We start from the raw sequence: 20,857 nt of genomic DNA, 5'->3' as shown, positions 1-20,857 counted from the left end.
TATTCCCATGAAAAGATATCTATATTATATAAGTGCGGTAATGATCCTGGCCTTTTCGGGATGTAAAAAAGATTTTGGCGATCTAAATAAGAATCCTAATTCTTTATCTACACCTACACCTGCATTTTTGTTTTCTAAATCGCTGCTCAGCACGATGAGCAATAATTATTACCTTACCGGTGTATTGAACCTGGGTGGTTTCATTCAGCATTATGCCACCTATAAAGAGGTCTCCGGAATTGGAGATAAGTATTTTGCCAATGATTTCTATCAGGCTCCTTACTTTACAGATGGTTATCCTGGGGCCGTGAACGAAATTGAGGAAGTGATCCGGGCGGTTAAAACGACATCCGGGGATGCCAATAAATTAAATGTGGCACGCATCTGGCGGGTATATATTTACCATAGGATCACCGATCTTTATGGGGATGTCCCTTATAGTGAAGCCGGAAAAGGATTGACTGACTTAAACTTTGTTCCCAAATATGATACACAGGAAGCGATATATAAAGATATGCTGAAGGAGCTGGATGAAGCGGCTTCAGGGCTTGATGCAGCCAAACCTACTTTTGGAGGGAGTGATTTCATTTATGGTGGAGATGCCCTGAAGTGGAAGAAATTTGGTTATTCGCTGATGCTTCGTCTTGGATTGAGGTTAACAAAAAAGGATGCCTCACTTGCGCAGAGCTGGGTGAAAAAGGCAATTGCAGGGGGAGTAATCCTGAATAAAGAAGATAATGCCGTAATGAAATACAGTGATGGTCCGCAGGATCTGAACCGTAATCCTACAGCAAGAGAAACCAGAAGCAGGGATTTCTCCGCCAATTCTTTTGGTAAAAACAACATTGAAGGTGGAAAGTTAAGCGCAACGTTTATCAATTACCTGAAGGGTAATAATGATCCGAGACTAAGTGTTTATTCGGGTGTTTGGGTGGGAACTACACAAGATCCTAACCCCGCCATTCAGAAAGGTTTTCCAAATGGAACGGGCAATGCCCCTTCTGCCAATGAACTGGGCACCTATTCTGAACCCAATCAAAACACGGTGCTCAGACTGGATGCTCCATTATTGGTTCTCGGGAATGCAGAAACCAACCTTTACCTTGCGGAAGCTGCACTTCGTGGCTGGAATAGCCTCGGTAATGCCAGTACGTTTTATACGAAAGGCGTGACCGGGTCATTTGACAATGCAACAATGTATGGCAGTGCCTATACCATTGCTCCGGAAAAGATCAGTCAATACCTGATTGCTCATCCTTTCCAAAGCTCGGGGACATTCGATCAGCAGATGGAGCAGATCCATACCCAGATCTGGGCGGCCTTGTATATCGATGAATTTGAAGTATTCGCCAATTGGAGAAGAACAGGTTATCCGGTACTTATTCCTGTAAATTACCCGGGTAATGTAACCGGAGGGACGATCCCAAGGAGGTTGATTTATCCAAATGCAGAAAGTGCCAGTAATTCAAAGAATTTCCAGGATGCGGTTTCGCGTCAGGGTCCAAATACTTTAACCACCCGTGTATGGTGGGATAAATAATTAACAATTTAATACTCAATTTTTATAAGAACTACCATGAATTTATCAGCCCAAGAAGCATTTTTGAAGTTAGACCTGGTGTTGCCTCCAGCCCCGCAACCCTTAGGGATCTACAAACCATTTTTAGTAGACGGTAAATATTTATATTTATCAGGACACGGACCTGTACAGTTAGACAAATCGCTGATCATTGGCCGGATTGGTGAAGACCTGGATATGGAAGCAGGAAAACTTGCTGCCCGTCAGGTTGGATTGACCATGTTGTCTACGATTGTGAACAATTTTGGCAGTCTTGATGTGGTGAAACGTGTGATCAAAGTATTAGGGATGGTGAACTGTACGCCTGACTTTGAAAGACATCCTTATATCATCAACGGTTGCAGTGAATTATTTGCATCGGTTTGGGGCCATGAGAATGGAATAGGCGTACGCAGCGCAGTAGGGATGGGCTCTTTGCCGGATAATATTCCGGTAGAAGTAGAAGCTGTTTTTGAATTATACAAATAAAGTATTTAACCGATAAGACCTATGTTTATACTAGATGCTCACCTTGATCTCAGCATGAATGCCATGGAATGGAACAGAGATTTAAGGTTACCTGTGCAAGCGATCCGTGCCCTGGAAAAGGGGATGACAGATAAGCCTGACCGGGAAAGGTCTACCGTTTCCTTTCCTGAACTCAGGAAGGGAAACATCGGAATTGTTGTCGCTACTCAGATTGCCCGTTATGTGAAACCGGGGAGTGTGATTCCTGGTTGGAACTCTCCGGAGCAGGCCTGGTCGCAGACCCAGGCCCAACTGGCCTGGTACAGAACGATGGAAGCCGCAGGGGAGATGGTACAAATCAGAAATGCTGTGCAATTGAAAGCCCATTATGAGCTCTGGAACGATGGAACTTCCAATGAAAACAAAACGATAGGCTATATACTGAGTCTGGAGGGTGCCGATTCTATTGTCGACATCAGTTATCTGGAAAAGGCTTATCAATACGGGTTAAGGGCAATCGGACCTGCGCATTATGGACCGGGACGCTATGCCAACGGAACAGATGCGACAGGGAAAATGGGGGAGCCTGGCCTCGCATTACTTAAAGAGATGGAACGCCTGAACATCATTCTGGATGCCACGCATCTTTGTGATGACGCCTTCTGGCAGGCCCTGGATCATTTCTCCGGACCGGTCTGGGCGAGTCATAACAATTGCAGGGCTTTCGTTAACCATAACCGTCAATACAGTGATGAGCAAGTGCTTGCTTTAATTGAACGTGGTGCGGTGATTGGAGGGGCTTTAGATGCCTGGATGCTCGTGCCGAATTGGGTAAGAGGAGTATCTACACCACAAAGTACCAATTGTGATCTGGAGAAGGTGGTGGCTAATATGGATCATATTTGTCAGCTGGCAGGGAATGCCCGTCATGTTGGGATAGGTTCTGATCTTGACGGCGCTTTCGGAACAGAGCAGTCTCCTTTAGATCTGGATACCATTTCTGATCTTCAAAAGATGGTGTCCATGCTTTCCGCAAAAGGTTATTCTGCGGAAGACCTGGATCATATCTTTCATCAAAACTGGCTTAATTTCCTTTACAAAGCCTGGGGCTAAGCAGGTAAAGCAGCCTGATTTTCCAATAAGGCATTGCATTTTTCACAAGTACCGTAAGCAGTAGTGTTTACGGTTTTTGCGTTAAAGCCTTTTGGCATTTTTATCTTCGGTACCACTACCTCAAGACAATAGATCTTGGAGCAGGTAGTGCAATTGAAATGTACATGTTCATCATGGTGATGATCTTCAGAGCAGGAGGAAGAGCAGATGGCATAGTTGGCTGTGCCGTTCATATCCATGATGCGGTGAAGAATTCCTTTATCTTCGTAGGTATTCAGGATCCGGTATAGAGTTACCCTATCGATCTCCTTACCCAGCTTTTTCTCCAGCTCAGGCTGTGAAATTGCAACGGTGTCCAAAGCAATTTCTTCCAGTACACGCACCCTTTGTCTGGTGTGTTTCAGGTCGTGCTCTTTTAAAATATTTACAGGATCTAGTCTCATGATTATATCGATTTTGCATTTACCAGGGAAATCGGAGGATTATCCATTGCATTGCCTGGGTTTAATTTCAGCGTTCCTTTCACTACAATGGTTTTGTAGGTGAATTTGATCGGCTCCGCCATTTCTACCAGTACCATAATGGGAACACCGTTCTTTCCACAGTAAAAACATTGGTTAATAGGTAACGTAGAAAGCATGAATTTCGTTTGTTTCATGCCGTCTTTGATGGGAACAATATATCCTTCAAGTTCGAAAGTTTTGTTGGCGTGTTTCTTGATTTCAGGCGTATAGACGGCATACATTTCAGAATCTTTTACAATCTTGAAATCAACACCTCCTACCACATCCCAGTTGTCAGATAAGATCTGATCATCAGGATTGTGTTGTGCTTTAACCGCAAATCCGGTAAACAATAGCGCGATCAGGATTATTCGTTTCATCATATTTGTGTTTGTTTATGGCCCTCAGCCTGTTTTTATATTTCTTTTAATTCTTCGACAGTATTCTGGAAATATTGGAACGGTAAGCTTGTATTGCAGGGATGATAGCTGCAAATATACCAATAGCTAAGCCAGCAACAAATAAATAAATTTCATCCTTGAGGAAAATGAGTCCGCTTAACCTTGCCTGACTGCTTTCCTGGTAATTTCCTATAAACTGTAAAGCAAGATGTCCTAAGACGATACCGATGATGGTACCTGCAAGTGTCAGGATAATACCTTCAGCAATCACGATCAGGAAGAGTTTTCCTCTGGAAGCCCCTAATGTACGCATGATGGCCAGGTCGTATTTACGTTCTTTAAGTGAATTGTAAAGGTTTACAAAGACACTGATGGCCGCGATCAGCATGATCAATACGGCAAACCATTGAAGGGTTTCCACACCAACACCAATTAAAGAAAATAAACGGGTACTTTCCTGTGCAGGAGAGGCCGCCTGCATATTTGTCGTTTCATTGACCATGCGTGGAAACATGGCTACAGACATAGGGGAGCGGTACTGGATCAGCAGAGAAGTCAGTTCTTTTCCTTCATCGCTATGTTCATCTTTAGGATGACTCTCGCCTTCTTTATGCTCATGGGCTTCAGCTTCCTTATGTTCATGCGCTTCGCCGTCTTTATGTTCATGTGCTTCACCTTCTTCATGCTCATCGTGCATTTTCCAGACGCTGGCGATGTTGGTCAGGATCAGGTTATCGGTTACATTTCCCTGAGGTTCAAGAATCCCTGATACGGTGTATTTATGGCTTTTGTGCACATCACTATTGCCTGTCAGACCATGAGCCCCATAAAAGGTATCGCCGATTTTTAGTTTTTGACTTTCGGCAACACCGGAGCCAATCGTCGTTTCAAAATCTTTGTCCCAGAACTTTCCGCTTTGTACTTTGAGCTTATAAATACCTACAAAATTACTGTCGGTTCCTACAATGCGGGTTCCGTTGTAGTTGTCACCTAAAGCAAGGGGAACCGCTCTTTTTACAAAAGGGCTGCGTGCCAGTGCTGTAGCTTCCTTCAGAGGGATGTTTCCTGTAGGAAAGTCGATATAATAAATGCTGCTCAGGATTAACTGCAGCGGACTGCCTTTAGCACCCACTACCAGGTCGATGTCTTTGGAGTTGTTGTCCAGTTTTTGTGCAATCTGATTGGAAGCCAGTAAAAGAATCGTCAGGATTCCTGTTCCAAAAGCAATTAGCATAATATTTAGTGCGGAAGACAATGGTTTTGACCATAAGCTCTTCCAGCTGATCTTTAAAGGGCTCATGATAGTTCGTAAGTATTGTTAAATGCATCCTTTACTCTTTTGTCGTGGGTGGCAACCACCAGGGTGGCCTGGTTTGCACCGGATTGTTGCATCAGCAGGTCTAATACCACCTTTGCATTTTTATCGTCCAGACTGGAAGTCGGCTCATCTGCAATCAGCAATGCGGGTTTATTGATCACTGCTCTTGCAATAGAGACCCGTTGCAATTGGCCCTGGCTCAATTCATCAGGATAGGCATTTTTCTTATTTTCAATTCCTAATGAATCCAATACTGCGTTTACACGTTTCAAATCTGTTGGAAGTTTCGCGAAACTTTGTGCTAAAACGAGATTTTCTGAGATACTCAGACTTTTGATCAGGTGCGGGCGTTGAAAGATGATGCCGATATTCCTGCCCCTGAACTGATCAAGATCTTTAGAAGATAGTCCGTATATAGAGGTGTCATTGATGTTTACTTCCCCTTGTTTCGGCTTTAAGATGCCGGTCAGGATATGAAGAAGTGTGGTTTTTCCGCTTCCTGATTCACCAAGAAGCAACCATTGTTCGCCATCATTGATTTGCCAGTCGCTAAAACCAATGTCTTTTTGACCGGCATAACTATGGGATACAGATTTTAAAGAGATCATAAATGTTTGCTATTTATTATGCGGCTTTTTACATATTTCAGGTATAGCTGCTTACTATCCATTTGTGTATGGTTACAACCAGGGTTGATCATACTAACAAAAAGTAAAAATACACCAAATATCAGTTTTTTGTTCATGTCTTGCGTGTTTGGATGTAAAGTATTTGCTACTTCATTTAAATTATTTATGGGTACAACTGCGGGTATAGCGCCAATTGATGAAGTGTGCTGCGGCTATGGTAAATCCTCCCAGGGGAATTAATATAGCTTCCAGGTTATGAATCAGGTAATGACCACAGCCAATCAGGGCAAAGCCCAGAATCAGGACCACTACAGGAAGCAGTTTTTTATGTTTAGGGTAGGAGCGGCTCAGGGACCAGGTGCCAATAAAAAGAGAAAGACAGATCATGCTGACTTCCACCCAGCTATGGGCAAGGAAGCTGAGTCCCCATAATGGTAAGGTGGTGATGAGGAAGGGGAGGGCCGCACAATGAATGGCACAGGCAATAGAGGCGGTGATTCCTACCTGATCTAAACGGCTGGATTTTAACAAAGGTTTCATAATGGATCTTTTAAATATAAATGGTACGTGCTAAATGAATTACAAATATAAAAGCAATATTGTTGCATTTGAAATATTGAGTGTATATTTGCAACTTAATTGCAATGATATGAGAAAACTATTACCTGTTACCGTGCTCAGTGGATTTCTGGGGAGCGGTAAAACCACTTTATTGAATCATATTCTTCACAACAAGGAGGATCTGAAGGTAGCGTTGATTGTAAACGACATGAGTGAAATCAATATTGATGCCCGAAGTGTCCAAAACACGCATACTTTATCCCGAACGGAGGAGAAACTGGTAGAAATGAGTAATGGTTGTATCTGTTGCACGCTTCGCGAAGACCTGATTGCTGAAGTAGAGAAACTGGCAAAAGAAGATCGCTTTGATTACCTCATTATTGAAAGCACAGGCATCTCAGAACCAATTCCTGTGGCACAAACGTTTAGTTATGTAGATGAGGCAATGGGAATTGATCTGAGCAGGTTCAGCAGGCTGGATACGATGGTCACTGTTGTCGATTGCTTTAACTTCAAAAAGGACTTTGGAACCAATGAATTGTTGCTGGACCGGGAATGGGTGGATGACCGTGCAGACCGGCGTACGATTGTAAACCTGTTGACAGATCAGATCGAGTTTGCCAATATCATCCTCCTGAATAAAACAGACCTCATCACCGAAGCAGACCTGAAGCTCATCAGGGCGGTGATCCGGAAACTGAACCCTTCTGCAAAACAGATAGAAACTTCTTTCAGTAAGGTGGCCCCCTCCGAAATTTTGAACACCGGTTTGTTTGATTTTGAAGAATCTTCCCAAGGTGCGGGTTGGATCAAAGAACTGAATAGTGTACATGAACCCGAGACAGAGGAATATGGGATCAGCAGTACCGTATTTCGTTCTCCCAGGCCTTTTCATCCGGAACGGCTCTGGGATTACCTGAATGTAACTTTTCCTAACAACGTGCTGCGGACAAAAGGATTGTTCTGGCTTGCACCCATGCCTGATCATGCCTTAAATTTCTCCCAGGCAGGAGGCTCGTTAAAAGTAGAAAATGCAGGTACCTGGTGGGCGAGCATGCCCTTACAGGAAAGACTCAACTATACGGATTATGCAGATAACCGCAGCGATATAGAAAGGAAATGGGACCGGTATTTTGGCGACCGCTTAAACGAACTGGTATTTATTGGTCAGGATCTGGATAAAGTGCAGCTCAACGAGGAATTGAATGCCTGTTTACTGAATGATGATGAGCTGATCAGGTATGCGCAGCATGAAGAATTTAAGAATCCTTTTGAGCAAATGCTTTAATAAATAATAAAGGGCCGCCCGGAAGACAGAGGGTTTTCCTGGCGACCGCTTTATCTGCCTGACTCCAGAAGTACAATCCCTATAATTGAGATCAGCGTAAAGAAGATGTTCACGCGAAAATGTTTTTTCCAGCCCAGTTTTGCGAATAATCCTCCGCAGGCACAAGGGTAGCGTTCATAGATATTAAATACAGCACCGCCAACATAGAGGGTAAAAAGTAACATCATCCCAAATGAAGCATACATCCCCAGGATCTGGGTTTTCTGGAAGAGCAGGAGGCCTACAATAGCCAGTTCTACCACTGGTAATACCCAAACCAGAATCTTTCCGATCCATACCGGAAATACCTGGGTTGCCAATGCTTGTTTGAAGGCCTTTAGCTCTAATAGTTTTGAAATAGCGGCATAGGCCCACATGATAATCAGCAAAATGCTGATGATGATGACAAATGGATAAGTATTCATATTAATCTATAAGGTTTTCGTTAATAAATGATGATGTACTAAAGTTACGATGAGGGCATCTTCGCAAAAAGGGCCAAATGTCCCAAAATAGGTTCCTATTTTTTTGCCCGGATTCGATTCAGGGTTTTTCTTGAAACCCCAAGGTAGGTGGCGATCAGTTCTACAGAGGTTTTTCTGACGATAAACGGAGCTTCCTTTAACAGTAGTGCATACCGTTCTTCTGCACTGATCGAAGTGAGGTTAAAAATCCTTTTTTCACTTGCGTATTGCATATCTTCCACCAGGTGACACATCAGGAGATTAAATTCCGGGAAATTTGCGCTTAGCTGTTTCATGTTCCGGTAAGAAATGGCCATTAAAGTGCTTTTTTCCATGATTTCTATGAACCCATCCGCAGGTACCTGTTTGAAAAAACTGTTTACAGGAACCATAACTTCGTTCTCATTCCAGAAGCAATAGGGGATCTTGCGGTCTTCCTTTTCGATATAAGCCATTGCGAAACCCTGTGCAAGAAACCAGATGTTGTCGCAAATCTGTCCGGCTTTTAGGATGGTGTGGTTCTTTGGGCGGATTTCCTTTTCCACCATTTTGCAAAATTGAGTCTTGAGTTCATTACTTGGTTTGTTCGTGCCTGCCAGTGAATTGAAAAAACGTTCATTTTCCATTTATAAAGGTTATTCGGTTCATTAAAATAAGTAGAAATGCCCTTGGATTTCTGCTATCTAAAATAACAAATCCTTCTCTGGGAATTGGTCCGTTGAGACCGATTGCACTCGGGTTTACAGGTGGGTTGTCAACTGTTTTACAATTAGTTGCACAATTCTGTTCAGTGTGCTTTTTTTTGTAAAAAACTTAATCTAATTATATAGCTTAGCGCTCAAAATAGGGGATAGTTTTCCTGTGTAGGGACAGGAGATTTTTAATTTTATTGTATGAGCGATCGTAAGGTTTACATCGTCTTCTATGGGGATTATGAGCATGTGCATGACATAGAAGCTGTGTTTGACTCGAAAGAAAAAGTAGAAGCATTTAGAAAGAGGTTTTCAAGAAATGAAAAGTTGAAGGTGATGGAAGTCGCTTTTAATCCGAATTTTATTTGTGATAAGGAGCGGATTCCTTACCTGGTTAGTTTTGATGAACAAAATTCCAGGCCTTTGGAAGTACTTACATTATGTAGTATCGAAGACACCGAATTTGCACAGCAGGAACTGGTAAAAAATGAAGAAGGGGTAATTTCTGTCTATCTGTTTGCTGCCAATAAAAAAGCTGCAATAAATGCAGCTTTGGCAAAGAGGGATGGATTAATTCAATGAGGGATGATCATTGCCCGGTGGCATATCTTCCAACTCTTTCACATGTATATTGGTGTTAAAGCCATCAAGATATTTATGAGCAAAGATTTTGGCTCCGCTTTGGCTTAGGAAATCTTCATCTTCACCACAATGCACTTCTAAAAATTTGTTGTTTTCCCAAACTGGTTTCTTATAAATCATTGTTGCCCCATATAACCAGGAATTATTCTTTTCCACGTTTTTATTGGTTATGAACCTCCTGTCATCTAAAGCATAGATGCGAACCAGGTTTAGTCCTGAAATGTCTGCTCCTGAAGTTAATAATGAGCTGACCTGGTATTTGATCCAGTCGTCGGCATACCAGTCCTGATCATTCCAATGTAAGATGAGGCTTCCTCTTGCCATACCGCAGGCCATATTCTTTTTTGCCCCTGTGCTCATCTTACTGTCAATATAGAAGTATTTCAGTTTTTTGTAAGAAGAAATCAGCTCAGGTGCAGCACTTTTTCCATCATCGAGAATGATTAGCTCCAGGTTATCATAATCCTGAGCAAGAAAAAGTTTAATCGTATAGGTATGGAAGGTTTTAAGATCCTTAGTCATCATGATACAGGACACTAAAGGGAACATTGTTCGTTTATTTGGAATCGGAATAAAAATCTGTGCTCCCAGATATCCTTCGGAGTTGCTATGAACATAGATTCCTGCTCCGGCATTCAAAACAAAATCTGTTGTCGTATCCTGATCACCTTTCCTGAATGGATAATTTGTCCAGACACTTTTCCAGTAGCATAGCGTCGAAGCCAGTATCCAGCAGGTTACCTGTTCCGGATTTTTTTCTTCCATATCGAATGAGATGGGGAGTCCATTTTCTTTGTTTAAGCCACAGATATCAGCCTTTGAGCCCATCAGGGCATTGACCTGGCGACTTACCCAAGTCTTGCTATACCAACATCCTTCATCCAAATGAAGGATAATTTCCCCTGCGGCTTTTTCGCAAGCCAAATTGAACATTTCATCCTGGCTGAGCCGTTTCCTTCTATAAATGTAATGAAGTCCTTCATAATCTGGCAGGAGCTCTCCCACAGAAATTCCGCCAGACTTAACGATGATCAGTTCGAGGTTTGGATATTCCTGATTTACAAAAATAGAAACTGCTTTTAGGAGGGCCATATTGTCATCAGTAACAGATGTGATGCAGGAAACCCTGGGATTCATATTAGTATTCATGCATCATTTCGCTAACAAGTGTAACTTCTATGGTTTGTTTTCCACCACGCAATTCCTGCATTCTATTGTTCCAGATGAAGTCTCCATTGATGGTTTTAGGGAGGTCTATTTCTGCGTGAATACCTGTTTTTCCAAGTCTTCTGTATTTTACTGAGATGATGCCTTCGGGATGTTGCATGGTTCCTTCAATTTCTGTTAATATGCCAAGGGTAGGTTGAATCTGTATCCGTTGAAAAGCAGGCGCAGCCGACGTAATGCCACAAATGGTAGCAAGGAAATCGTAATTCGGTTGAGCACTCCAGTCATTACGTTCGGAATAACCAGGTTGGATTCTTTCGGGAGCATTATAGAGTTCCAGATCTAAACTGCGTTCCCATGGCCGGAGTTGTCCGTAGTATTGATCATGAATACCTACTTTCTTTAACGCTCTGATTAAATAGGATTTGTAAAAGAAAGTTGCCTGTTCAATTGACTTATCGTGCAGCATATGGATCATGACTTTTCTGGCTTTTTTATCTTCAACTGCTCCGCTTAGAACCGCCCAGATGTTGGCATGTTGACTGTAAGATGTTTTCTCAGGCGTATCTGCCATTAATGCTTTTTCATCGTTGAAACATAACCTCATGGTGTCATCATTGATCTTTTCAGCCAGATTTGTATATCTTTTCCCACGATCAGGGTTTCCGTAAGCAGTAAATAATTTAGATGCCAGTTTCAAGGTATAGGCATATTGCAAGGATATTACTGAAGATCTGGAGCTTCCTGCATCAGGACTGTTTCCCCATCCGTCGAAGCGGTCAAAGTCAATCACATTCCACCATTTCATCGCACCGATCATTTCCTGATCACCTTTCATTTGCCGTTCGTACCAGTCCAGAATCCCCTGAATTGCCGGTAAAAACTGGACAATAAAATCATCATCTTTTCTATGCATCCAATAATCATGTATCATAGATATCCAAAACAAGGAAAAGGTAGGAATGATTTTTAGTCGAGCCCCCATGTTGAAGCTGTTCGGCGATTGTGATGAAGAACGGGAATGATAGAAATCCAGGATCGCTTTTTTCATTAAACGGTCTTCACCCGATAAATATAAGGCGCTGAGTCCCTGAACCACGGTATCTCCGGTATAATACAATTGCTCATAATAAGGTGTTTTATAGCAAATCTCAGCTGCGGCTTGTTGCAGCCGGCGGTATCCGAATGTCCACATTCTTTTTAGTATCGGGTCACTACACCTAAATGTAGCGGATACTTTTAATGGATAACTTATTTTTACTCCTTGCATGCTTTCTAGAATTAGAGATTCATAAATAGGCCCATGCTGCGGTGGCCATTAATTGGCTGATGAGATTTACTCCTATACACTGGGCTTATCCTCCTAAACAGGATTACAGGTAGGACGAACTTGCTCATAGACTGTTTGTGCTCATCTGCGCCCAGCCCAGTTTTTTTATGGTCAGGATGACACTGCCGAACTGGAAAAAGGTAGAAGTATAAGGATTTTCATCACCGGAATTAAATCGCCCTCCGCATGCAGGGCCAATGATTTGTATACGCTCATACTTATACCTGAGTATGTTCTTTGACGATGGTCTGGTAAGTGTTGTTAAATGTTTCATCACCTGATCATTAAAACCATGGGGGCAGTTTGGCATCTGCCGACCCATGGGAGATTGTTTGAGCGTAATTGAAATTTTTATTTTTTCCGTTTAAACAAATTATAGGCGATTCTAAGGCCTGCAAAAGAGTACGTTCTTGAACCTCCAATATTTATACCTTCATATTTTGCTAACAGGTCAATTCTATTTGAAGCTTGGAATCCAATGCCTTGTGCATAAGATAGATAAGTGTCATCTTCACTGTCCTGACCAATATACATTGCTGCTCCCAATTGACCAGATATATATATTTTTCGGCTGAGGTAAAATTTGGCACCTGCTAAAACTGGTACAAAAGACAAACCTGTCCTGCCATTTTTGCCAAGAAAATAAAGGTAATTGGCACTTAGAGTTAAACCAAGTTCTTTAAGGACGGCATATTCACCCTGTATTGATGCTCCCATTACAAAAGAAGAATATTTAGATAATTCTCCAACTGGAATACCTTCGTCCAGACCAATTGACAATTGAAATCTATTGATGTTTTGTTTTGTATTCATTTCGGGAGATTTTTTTTGAGGGTCAATTTTGTCTTGTGCTGTTACAGACAATATGAAGAGGGAAAAGGCAACGCTGAGTATGAGTTTTTTCATTTCTATATGTTTTATAATATTTATTGTCATTTTTTTATTGTTTATTTCCAGCCTATTGGTTTATTCCAAAGCCTGGCATCCTTGGTCTCTTTACTTTCCTGTGGTACTCTTGGGTCTGTTTCTAAGCTGATCTTTTTAATCTGACCACCTCTGCCGGCATCTGCAACGTAGAGATTTTCCTGTTTATCGATAGTAAGTCCAAAAATTGCCACAAATTTAGTTTGATCAGCGAATCCATTGGCTGGTTTAAATGCTGCCAAAGAACGCTCAGCACTGGTTGTTTTTATTCCTGCTATGGTTTTTATTACTCCAATCCCATTTATGAAACTTACTTTTCGGATTAAAGCATTGTTTTGATCCGAGACATACACGTCGCCCTTAGCATCAATTGCTATTCCGGCTATTTTATCAGCTGCAGCAAGTGCTACTGGGCCATCAACATATCCGGGAAAGGGAACCAAAGTCGTGACTATCCCATCAGCAATTTTTCGAAGCTGCCCTCCACTTTCTTCGGAAAAATAAATAATTCCAGTAGGATCAATGTTTATTGCAAACGGACTTCTAACTCTCGCAGTGGCAATGGGGCCATCAGATGTAGATTGAACTCCAGTTCCTGCATAGGTGCTTACCACTCCGGCAGGAGTAATTTTCCTGATTCGGTTATTACCATAATCTGTTACATATAGGTTGTTGGCAACATCTACAGCAATATCTTGTGGATTGTTGAATTTTGCTGTCGCTCCCGGTCCATCAGCAAAACCATTTCCCGCCCCACCAGCAAGGGTCGTTACTACCCCTTCAGATGTAATTTTTCTGATGCAATTATTTCCCTGATCAACTACGTATAAATTTCCGGAAGCATCGGATCTTATACCTGTCGGCGCACGGAAACGAGCATTAGCTCCTGTTCCATCCACCAGGCCGGCAAATTCAAATTCTTCTTTCCCTCCTTTGCCCGCAATAGTTGTCACGGTCCCGTCAGGAGTAATTTTTCTAATGGAACAATTGATCTTGTCAGCAACATACATGTTTCCGGAGAGGTCTGTGGTGATTCCATTGGGTTGGTAAAATGCATTTACACCTTTAGGCCCGTCGAGGTAAGCATTTCCTTCTCCCCCTGCAAATGAACTGACCATTAGGACTTTTGGTAAGATAGGTTCGTCTATTTTTTCTCCCTTTTTGCAGCTGCTTATTATAAGGAGCAATGCGCCCCATACAAGGGCTAGTTTTACTTGTTTCATTTTTTTTTGGTTTTAGTATAGTTTGTTATTTGGTTGTTGTGAATACGAATTTATCTACCATTCGTTCTTCTTCTATTAAATCCAGTCCGTACTTAGCAAGTGCTTTACGGATTGCCGGAATATCGGTCCAGGATGGGATTTTAAGGTCAAGGTCTACAGCCTCATTATAATTTGTTTCATCAAACACATATGGATTTTCTTTTTGTTGGTTTAGTTTATATGTTAATGTTGACAATGGAAGGGACCTAAAATACTGTATACCATTTTTGTTGACCAGATGATCCTCCTTGTTTTTAATGTTATTGCTGCTTTTGAGTTTTTCGCCTCCCCTTTTCAAGATGAGAAGAAGTACTTTTTCTTTTCTTTTTTCCCATCTCACATTTAATCCAAGCAAGAGATTCATATCTGTTATAGTGGTAGAAGCAATTTCTTTGTCTGTTTGCCCTGTATCCGGATTCAGCGATTCGAAGCATATTCCGTTTCCACGAATCCATTCCGCGAGGTAGCTTGTCTTAGGATCATAGAAGTATCTGGATTTATCTTCAACTTCCCATACCACTTGATTCGGTATGTTAGAAAATGAAGGTTTAACTAATTGATATGGGTTAATCTTTTTTGCCCAGTTGAGGAGATAAGCTGTATAAATATCCTGGTTTAAAAAGAATGTGCGGACAGTTTTATGGATGGAATCTCGCACTATTCCTACGCCGCCTGATAAACCCTCAGAATTTACACCTTCTTTGTATGCTCCTGTTATAGCATATTTCAGGTGAGTTGCATTTGCTTTTGACGCTGCATCTTGTAGTTTAAACAAAGACTCCTTATTTCCATCGAATTGATAAAAATCGTTTTTTGGAGGCCATTTGATCGATTCTCCGTTGAGGACCTTTCTAATGTTGGGTTCATCGACATATTGAGAGGTAGTGATTGCAATAACTTTTCCTTTATATATCCAGACCTCATGAGGAATAGTTTGGTGCCTGAAGTAAGATGCAAAAATCTGATCTTCTACAACTGATGGTAAGCCCAATCCTTTGGTATTCCTATTTTTCTTCCAAAATTCAGAGACCAATGCTTCAGACTCATAAGTCACGGGTAATATTTTGATTTTATTGCCAAATAATTTCTGCAGAGCATTCATTTTTGGCAATGCTTCTATGCAGCCGCTACAGTAAATAGACCAAAAATCGATGATAAGTAATTGCTCCTTAAATTCAGATGTTTTTGCGGTTGATTTAGGTGTATTGATGATTTTTGGGATTGAAAAATCTGGTAAAGAATCACCAATATTTAAATTGGACAACCCGGCAATAGGTTTCGTTTTTCCAGAAATATTCAAAGTTTGTTGCGCAGTTATCGTACTTATTTGTATAAATATGGAAACAAGCGTTAGTGTTATTTTTTTGTGCATTTTTTTTATCTTAAGTTTTGTGCTAAGCCACTGTTTTTAATGACTTCATCTGGAATAAGCAGTGTATACCTGGGATCATTCGCGGGCAGGCTGCCGATAATGGTTTCTGTTCCATTAATGATCATCTTTCTTACCAGATCTTTTTTGAATCGGTTATCCTTATTTAATCTGCGGAGATCAGTCCATCTTAGGCCCCGCATTAGCAATTCTTTCCTGCGTTCTTCAAGGATTTTTCTCAATGCTTCCTCTGCCGGAGTTGTAGAACTCATATCAACATAGGTTCCGGTTTTCCATCTGGTAATCAGCAGTGTATTTAAGGCTTTAGCCGCTTCAGGGATATTTCCAGCTCTTGCATGACACTCTGCGCTGATCAGATACATTTCATCTGTTGCCAACCCGTTAAAAAATGTAGGTGCCGGGCTAAAAGCCTGCTCATAATTTCCCGTGAACCGATAGCTTTGGGCATGGATACCGGAATTTATTTTTAAAAAAATCGTTCTTCTCAGGTCATTTGTTCCATAAGATGCTACCAGATCAGGGGCTATTTTTGCAATGTTGTTAAAAGCAAAACCCTGATACAATATTGCTCCTACAGCAGGGTTGGTTGATTTATAATAATTAATGGAATGAAAAATGACTTCTTTATGGAAACGAGAAAAGGGGCTGGCGGAAACAGCACTTATTCCATTGTAATTTAACAAGTCATTTTTGAGCTTTAATGCCTCGTTTGAATTAATCAAAGCATTTGGATAATCTTCCATCGAAAGATATAAGCGGGCCAACATAGCGTAAACGGTCACTTTATTAGGCCTTGATGGAATATTCGAGGTTAATGGTAGTAAGTTCAATGCCTCGGACAAATCCCTGATCATACTGTTGTAAGTCTCTTTTACAGTTCCTCGTAATGATTCAACATTCATATCAGAGCTGGTTCTTACGGGAACGCCAGGATCTTGATCTGCAGTGGAGGCAGAATATGGCTTTGTATACAACTGAGCAACAAACCACAAAGCATAAGCTCTATAAAACAAGGCGCTCCCTTTTAAGGTATTTAGAAGACCTGGATCTTCTGTCGCAGGGTTTATTTTTGCCAGAGTCTCGAGGACCAGATTGGCATTGTAGATTACAAAGTAAGGTTTTTGCCAGTTTGGGTCAGCCAGGTTTCGTTTGGCTCCGGGCCGCCAGGCATAAAGATCCTGTTCTTCCAGTGGTATCTTCGGAATTACATTTTCTTTATAGCTGTCACTGAGAACATAATAGTCGTCTGCAGATACTTCTCCATCCAATGGATAGCCTGTATTCATGTAATCATAATTGTCCAGTAACAACTGGCAGTCATTTGCTGTGGTCAGAAAACTCTGATTGCTAATCTTTTTTATGTCCACAAACTTTTTGCACGAAGCCAGTATTAAACTAATGAGCAATACAGGCAAAAGTATTTTTATAGATTTCATTCTTTTTTAATTAAAATTTGCGCTAAATCCAAAACTATAAATGCGTGGCTGAGGATAATCAGATGCTTCAGGATCAATTCCTTGTTTATTGGCTCTCCAGATGATTCCCAAGTTGTTTATGTTAGCATAGATTCTTGGGTTTTTAATAAATGTGTTTACTTTTTTTAAGGTATATCCGAAATTGATCTCCTGAAGCCGGATATGATCGGCTTTGATCACATTAATTTCTGCATATTGATAGAAAAGATCTCTGTTCGAATTAGTTGGCAGTAAAAATGAAGGGACATTGGTTGTTTTTTCATCTCCCGGTTTTTGCCATCTGTTTGCGTATTCTCCTGCACCCAGAATATTGGAGCTGAGGAGCAGGTCATAACGCATTGTTTCAGAGAGTGGCCTTCTTGTGAAATAACCGAGTTTATAGAGGAAATTTACAGAAACGAAGAAATTGCCATAGTTGAAAGTGTTGCGGAATGCCCCATAATAAACAGGTACTGCAGAGCCAAAATAGCGTGTAGTACTGGCTAAAGGAGAGTTGTTAAGAGCAATGAAAACGGCATTGTCGCCTGTTATAGGTGTTGCCACCCCATTAACATAACCCATGGGGTTACCAGTAGTTGGATCAAGACCTGCCCATCTATATGCTGCAATGCGGGAGAGGCTATAACCTTCTATTCTGGCAGAAGTGACGAAACCAAGGGGGGTATTTGCTGTAGGGGATAGTAATTTGGTGATTTTAACCTGATTGTGGCTAAATAGTAAATTACTATTCCAGCGAAATTTACCTGTTTCCAGATTGATTGAGTTAAGTGTAATATCGGTTCCAGATGCATGGAGGTTTGCAGCGTTATAATCCTGTATGGCATATCCGGTGCTTGGGTCTAAGCCAGCTGAAGCAACCAGGTCTTTTGTTTTTCTGTTATAATATTCTATGCTTCCGCTTAAACGGTTATTCTTTAATCCAAAATCAAGACCGAGATTTAGAATGCCGGAGCGCTCTGGTCGTAATTTAGGGTTGTTGACAAATGCGGTCGTAGCAAAAGGAAGTTGAGTAACGGTGGAAGGGGTTTGTATGTACGATAATAGTGGTTTTGCCAGGATATTTGCATTTACATTTCCATTATATCCATAAGTTGTTCTTAGTTTTAAATTTGGCAACCAACTTACTTTATAAAATTTTTCATTGGCAATATTCCAGCTTCCTCCAACGGAATAGTAAGTAGAGCCTCTTCTATTTGTACCTTCTCCAAACACACTAGAGATGTCATTCCGGACACTTGCTGATAAGGTGTACCGTTTGTCGAAAGTATAGGCCGCATTGGAATAAAAGCTTAGAGCACGTGTTCTGAAGTCCGAGAGTGAAGCAGCGAAAGGAATCTGGCCAATAGAGAGTCCACTTTGAGGATCAGGAATTAAGCGCATGTAAAATGTGCCAAATGGGATGTTATTATTTGTCGCCAAAGTGTTTTCATCATAGCCATAAAATTGCTCAGTTTTGCTGGACTGATAGAATTGATTTACATCGATACCTCCAATGGCAGATAACTGATGTCTTTCATTCCAGGTTTTTTCTACATTTAGTTGCCCACGAAGTGTTTGGTTATTTGATTTAAGGGTAAGTGGGGTATACATCCCTCCGAGTGGAATTAAGCGTTTGTAGGGCTGTGGCCCAAATATTGGGTCAGCATAATCTGGTCCAGTAGTAAATATATTAGTCAACTCACGCATATAATAAGTATTTGCGCCCCTCATATCGATCTGTTCCTCCAGACCCCTGTTATAGTTATAACTAAAATTTGCCGAAAATACCGGACTGATCTGATAAGCCAGGTTCAGGTTCGCGTTGAGGCTTTCTCTTTTTATTTTGGAATAACCCTGATTGATATCTTCCAAAGGCTTCCAGGTCATATCAAGTACTTTGTTTCCATGAGCAGTGGCAAATGTTTTCAGATAGATAGGTCTGTACCCTCTCACCACAGGGAGTGGATTACCCTGGTCATCGGCAAGACGGGTATAGGGCTCAAAGCCATTGGTTTGGCTGTTTCCTATAATCAAGCTTCCACCTGCCTGATCATGGCTATTATTTTGTGTATAGTTAATCAGCCCTTGTGTAGTAAGATTTTTTAGCACTTTGACTGACGTATTCAGATTAAATGAGTAGCGGTTTGAGGCTGAATTAATCGTATTGTTCTTAGTGTCATCATATCCACCTGACAAACGATAATTGAAAAGGTTAGTTCCGCCTTCAACACCTAAGGAATAACTTTGCGTAAAGGCCTTACGGAGAAAATAACGGTTCAAATCCTGACGAACATCAAATCCCCTCAAGGCATCTAGTTTCGCGTTTTTTTCTGTTTCAGTGATTTTGTTCATCTTACGGTCGTTCATGATTTCTGCAACCAGGGGGATATTGGACTGTGCGTAAAGGGCATCTACAGGATCTTCCAGGTAAGCATTGGGATTGGCCGGGTCGTATTTATTATTGTAAGCCAATACCTGTGCGTCTATATAGTCAGATGTAGTCATCAGATTTCTGTCAAACAGGTCAATTTTATCCGTTATGTTAAAGTTACTGCTCAATGAAACGGAAGCTGGCCGATTGTAACCTCCTTTCTTAGTTGTGATTACAATCACTCCGTTGGCAGCTCTAGAGCCCCAAATGGAAGCAGATGCAGCATCTTTTAAAATACTGATGCTCTCTACATCATTTGGATTGATGTCATCAATTGAGTAGGGCGTAGCAATTCCGTTAATAACGACCAGGGGTTGTCCACTATTACTGCTTAGATCTACTCCGGTACCCACAGGGAGAAATGTATTCTTTCCGCGAATCGTTAAATTTAGTAAGGGAGATCTTTTTGATCCTGTACTACTGGATACATTCGGTTGATTCTGATTGTTAAAATCCATACTATTTGTAATGCCTTCGAGGCGCTTGATCAGGTTTGGGCTTGTATTGTGTTGCAATTGTTCTTTAGTGATCAATTCAAAGGAGCCGGTGGCTCTCTCCCTTGGTAACTCCTGATAACCGGTACTGACAATCTCAATTTGTTGTAATTTGTTGGCGGCCAAAATCAGGCTGATGTTAGATATAGAGCCGGCTTTAATGTCAGACACATTAATTTCTTTGTTATCATAGCCTATGTATGAAATAATTAATACGTCGCCCGGCTCTACTGTTAGTCTATAAATACCATTGATATCTGTCATCACAGATTTTTTATTGCGTTTTATTGTCACCGTAGCACCACTTAGGGGAAGCCCCTTATTGTCAACTACTTTTCCTGTGATTTCAATGTCTTTCAAAACAGCTGCGGAATCATCAGAGTTGTTGGATTTACTGTTTCTTATGACAATGATTTTACTCTCAATGGTGTAAGTCAGGTTCTGATTAATAAAACAATGAAGGAGGGTCTCTTCAAGGCTTGCATTCCTAACCTGAATGTCTATTCTCCTGGCGTTTTTTATCAATTCTATATCCCCGAAATAATCATACCCGGTCTGTTGTCTGATTTGTCTGAGTATTTTTTCCAGTGGCGCATTTTTTTCTGAGAGGTTAATCTTTTGCGCATCAGCGGCAAGGCTGATCTGCAAGCCTACTACGGTCATTAAAACAATGATTAGTTTCATAACGAGCAGAATTTTAGTCATACGGGCGAATGGCCTATATGAAAA

At 41.2% G+C, this 20,857-nt stretch carries 20 protein-coding genes; 5 read left to right on the top strand and 15 right to left on the bottom strand.

What is annotated here, in order from left to right:
- Positions 1-7 precede the first annotated feature (7 nt).
- From BUC20_RS21930 to BUC20_RS21920, 3 genes are read left to right on the top strand one after another with little or no spacing between them, the layout of a single operon-like run.
- Positions 8-1,540, top strand: coding sequence for a SusD/RagB family nutrient-binding outer membrane lipoprotein (locus BUC20_RS21930; RefSeq protein ID WP_073233181.1), 1,533 nt, complete (start codon positions 8-10; stop codon positions 1,538-1,540).
- Between the two features lie 36 nt (positions 1,541-1,576).
- A complete protein-coding gene (locus tag BUC20_RS21925) occupies positions 1,577-2,047 on the top strand; it encodes a RidA family protein (RefSeq protein WP_073233180.1) in 471 nt (156 codons plus the stop codon).
- A gap of 21 nt (positions 2,048-2,068) precedes the next feature.
- Positions 2,069-3,139, top strand: coding sequence for a dipeptidase (locus BUC20_RS21920; RefSeq protein WP_073233179.1), 1,071 nt, complete (start codon positions 2,069-2,071; stop codon positions 3,137-3,139).
- Here BUC20_RS21920 and BUC20_RS21915 read toward each other — a convergent pair.
- The 5 genes from BUC20_RS21915 to BUC20_RS21895 form a co-directional block, all read right to left on the bottom strand.
- Positions 3,136-3,582 (bottom strand): Fur family transcriptional regulator, encoded by a 447-nt coding sequence (locus BUC20_RS21915; protein WP_073233178.1) that lies wholly within the window; start codon positions 3,580-3,582, stop codon positions 3,136-3,138. The two genes, BUC20_RS21920 and BUC20_RS21915, sit on opposite strands and share 4 nt — an antisense overlap.
- Positions 3,583-3,584: 2 nt before the next feature.
- A complete protein-coding gene (locus BUC20_RS21910) occupies positions 3,585-4,025 on the bottom strand; it encodes a hypothetical protein (protein ID WP_073233177.1) in 441 nt (146 codons plus the stop codon).
- A gap of 43 nt (positions 4,026-4,068) precedes the next feature.
- Positions 4,069-5,343 carry an ABC transporter permease gene (locus tag BUC20_RS21905; RefSeq protein WP_073233176.1) on the bottom strand — a complete coding sequence of 425 codons (1,275 nt, stop codon included), beginning with the start codon at positions 5,341-5,343 and terminating at the stop codon, positions 4,069-4,071.
- Positions 5,340-5,969 (bottom strand): ABC transporter ATP-binding protein, encoded by a 630-nt coding sequence (locus tag BUC20_RS21900; protein ID WP_073233175.1) that lies wholly within the window; start codon positions 5,967-5,969, stop codon positions 5,340-5,342. The genes BUC20_RS21905 and BUC20_RS21900 overlap by 4 nt, the downstream gene beginning before the upstream one ends.
- Before the next feature lie 180 nt (positions 5,970-6,149).
- Positions 6,150-6,530, bottom strand: coding sequence for a MerC domain-containing protein (locus BUC20_RS21895; protein ID WP_073233174.1), 381 nt, complete (start codon positions 6,528-6,530; stop codon positions 6,150-6,152).
- Between the two features lie 109 nt (positions 6,531-6,639).
- Here BUC20_RS21895 and BUC20_RS21890 point away from each other — a divergent pair, with 109 nt between their 5' ends.
- Positions 6,640-7,839, top strand: a complete 1,200-nt coding sequence (locus tag BUC20_RS21890; RefSeq protein WP_073233967.1) for a GTP-binding protein — start codon at positions 6,640-6,642, stop codon at positions 7,837-7,839.
- Between the two features lie 50 nt (positions 7,840-7,889).
- Here BUC20_RS21890 and BUC20_RS21885 read toward each other — a convergent pair whose 3' ends face one another.
- Positions 7,890-8,303, bottom strand: a complete 414-nt coding sequence (locus tag BUC20_RS21885; RefSeq protein ID WP_073233173.1) for a MauE/DoxX family redox-associated membrane protein — start codon at positions 8,301-8,303, stop codon at positions 7,890-7,892.
- 95 nt (positions 8,304-8,398) lie between these two features.
- On the bottom strand, positions 8,399-8,968 hold the full coding sequence (locus BUC20_RS21880) for a Crp/Fnr family transcriptional regulator (RefSeq protein WP_073233172.1): 570 nt from the start codon (positions 8,966-8,968) through the stop codon (positions 8,399-8,401).
- Positions 8,969-9,235: 267 nt separating this feature from the next.
- Between BUC20_RS21880 and BUC20_RS21875 the strand changes: the two genes are divergently transcribed.
- A complete protein-coding gene (locus BUC20_RS21875) occupies positions 9,236-9,616 on the top strand; it encodes a hypothetical protein (RefSeq protein WP_073233171.1) in 381 nt (126 codons plus the stop codon).
- Here the strand turns inward: BUC20_RS21875 and BUC20_RS21870 are convergent.
- From BUC20_RS21870 to BUC20_RS21835, 8 genes are all read right to left on the bottom strand, one after another.
- The gene (locus BUC20_RS21870) at positions 9,605-10,825 is read right to left on the bottom strand and encodes a glycosyltransferase family 2 protein (protein WP_073233170.1); all 1,221 of its coding nucleotides are present in this window, start codon (positions 10,823-10,825) and stop codon (positions 9,605-9,607) included. The genes BUC20_RS21875 and BUC20_RS21870 overlap by 12 nt on opposite strands.
- Positions 10,815-12,113, bottom strand: a complete 1,299-nt coding sequence (locus BUC20_RS21865; RefSeq protein WP_073233169.1) for an alpha-L-rhamnosidase-related protein — start codon at positions 12,111-12,113, stop codon at positions 10,815-10,817. The genes BUC20_RS21870 and BUC20_RS21865 overlap by 11 nt, the downstream gene beginning before the upstream one ends.
- 124 nt (positions 12,114-12,237) lie before the next feature.
- On the bottom strand, positions 12,238-12,447 hold the full coding sequence (locus BUC20_RS21860; protein WP_143166876.1) for a hypothetical protein: 210 nt from the start codon (positions 12,445-12,447) through the stop codon (positions 12,238-12,240).
- 77 nt (positions 12,448-12,524) lie between these two features.
- Positions 12,525-13,079 carry a hypothetical protein gene (locus BUC20_RS21855; RefSeq protein WP_073233167.1) on the bottom strand — a complete coding sequence of 185 codons (555 nt, stop codon included), beginning with the start codon at positions 13,077-13,079 and terminating at the stop codon, positions 12,525-12,527.
- A 41-nt stretch (positions 13,080-13,120) separates the two neighbouring features.
- Complete coding sequence (locus BUC20_RS21850; RefSeq protein ID WP_084529144.1) at positions 13,121-14,320, bottom strand: NHL repeat-containing protein; 1,200 nt, start codon at positions 14,318-14,320, stop codon at positions 13,121-13,123.
- A 25-nt stretch (positions 14,321-14,345) separates the two neighbouring features.
- Positions 14,346-15,731 (bottom strand): TlpA family protein disulfide reductase, encoded by a 1,386-nt coding sequence (locus tag BUC20_RS21845; protein WP_143166875.1) that lies wholly within the window; start codon positions 15,729-15,731, stop codon positions 14,346-14,348.
- Positions 15,732-15,736: 5 nt separating this feature from the next.
- Positions 15,737-17,185, bottom strand: a complete 1,449-nt coding sequence (locus BUC20_RS21840) for a RagB/SusD family nutrient uptake outer membrane protein (protein WP_073233164.1) — start codon at positions 17,183-17,185, stop codon at positions 15,737-15,739.
- A gap of 6 nt (positions 17,186-17,191) precedes the next feature.
- The gene (locus BUC20_RS21835; RefSeq protein ID WP_234994572.1) at positions 17,192-20,812 is read right to left on the bottom strand and encodes a SusC/RagA family TonB-linked outer membrane protein; all 3,621 of its coding nucleotides are present in this window, start codon (positions 20,810-20,812) and stop codon (positions 17,192-17,194) included.
- Between the last annotated feature and the right edge of the window lie 45 nt (positions 20,813-20,857).

Source organism: Pedobacter caeni (assembly GCF_900129215.1).
GTDB classification, from domain to species: Bacteria; Bacteroidota; Bacteroidia; order Sphingobacteriales; family Sphingobacteriaceae; genus Pedobacter; species Pedobacter caeni.
The sequence above is the reverse complement of the archived record's forward strand: the minus strand, read 5'-3'. Positions and strand labels throughout refer to the sequence as shown.

Bases quoted from the DNA above. Each gene is read 5' to 3' on its own strand.
- BUC20_RS21930 (WP_073233181.1), top strand. From the start codon at position 8: ATGAAAAGATATCTATATTATATAAGTGCGGTAATGATCCTGGCCTTT.
- BUC20_RS21925 (WP_073233180.1), top strand. From the start codon at position 1,577: ATGAATTTATCAGCCCAAGAAGCATTTTTGAAGTTAGACCTGGTGTTG.
- BUC20_RS21920 (WP_073233179.1), top strand. From the start codon at position 2,069: ATGTTTATACTAGATGCTCACCTTGATCTCAGCATGAATGCCATGGAA.
- BUC20_RS21915 (WP_073233178.1), bottom strand. From the start codon at position 3,582: ATGAGACTAGATCCTGTAAATATTTTAAAAGAGCACGACCTGAAACAC.
- BUC20_RS21910 (WP_073233177.1), bottom strand. From the start codon at position 4,025: ATGATGAAACGAATAATCCTGATCGCGCTATTGTTTACCGGATTTGCG.
- BUC20_RS21905 (WP_073233176.1), bottom strand. From the start codon at position 5,343: ATGAGCCCTTTAAAGATCAGCTGGAAGAGCTTATGGTCAAAACCATTG.
- BUC20_RS21900 (WP_073233175.1), bottom strand. From the start codon at position 5,969: ATGATCTCTTTAAAATCTGTATCCCATAGTTATGCCGGTCAAAAAGAC.
- BUC20_RS21895 (WP_073233174.1), bottom strand. From the start codon at position 6,530: ATGAAACCTTTGTTAAAATCCAGCCGTTTAGATCAGGTAGGAATCACC.
- BUC20_RS21890 (WP_073233967.1), top strand. From the start codon at position 6,640: ATGAGAAAACTATTACCTGTTACCGTGCTCAGTGGATTTCTGGGGAGC.
- BUC20_RS21885 (WP_073233173.1), bottom strand. From the start codon at position 8,303: ATGAATACTTATCCATTTGTCATCATCATCAGCATTTTGCTGATTATC.
- BUC20_RS21880 (WP_073233172.1), bottom strand. From the start codon at position 8,968: ATGGAAAATGAACGTTTTTTCAATTCACTGGCAGGCACGAACAAACCA.
- BUC20_RS21875 (WP_073233171.1), top strand. From the start codon at position 9,236: ATGAGCGATCGTAAGGTTTACATCGTCTTCTATGGGGATTATGAGCAT.
- BUC20_RS21870 (WP_073233170.1), bottom strand. From the start codon at position 10,825: ATGAATACTAATATGAATCCCAGGGTTTCCTGCATCACATCTGTTACT.
- BUC20_RS21865 (WP_073233169.1), bottom strand. From the start codon at position 12,113: ATGCAAGGAGTAAAAATAAGTTATCCATTAAAAGTATCCGCTACATTT.
- BUC20_RS21860 (WP_143166876.1), bottom strand. From the start codon at position 12,447: ATGAAACATTTAACAACACTTACCAGACCATCGTCAAAGAACATACTC.
- BUC20_RS21855 (WP_073233167.1), bottom strand. From the start codon at position 13,079: ATGAAAAAACTCATACTCAGCGTTGCCTTTTCCCTCTTCATATTGTCT.
- BUC20_RS21850 (WP_084529144.1), bottom strand. From the start codon at position 14,320: ATGAAACAAGTAAAACTAGCCCTTGTATGGGGCGCATTGCTCCTTATA.
- BUC20_RS21845 (WP_143166875.1), bottom strand. From the start codon at position 15,731: ATGCACAAAAAAATAACACTAACGCTTGTTTCCATATTTATACAAATA.
- BUC20_RS21840 (WP_073233164.1), bottom strand. From the start codon at position 17,185: ATGAAATCTATAAAAATACTTTTGCCTGTATTGCTCATTAGTTTAATA.
- BUC20_RS21835 (WP_234994572.1), bottom strand. From the start codon at position 20,812: ATGAAACTAATCATTGTTTTAATGACCGTAGTAGGCTTGCAGATCAGC.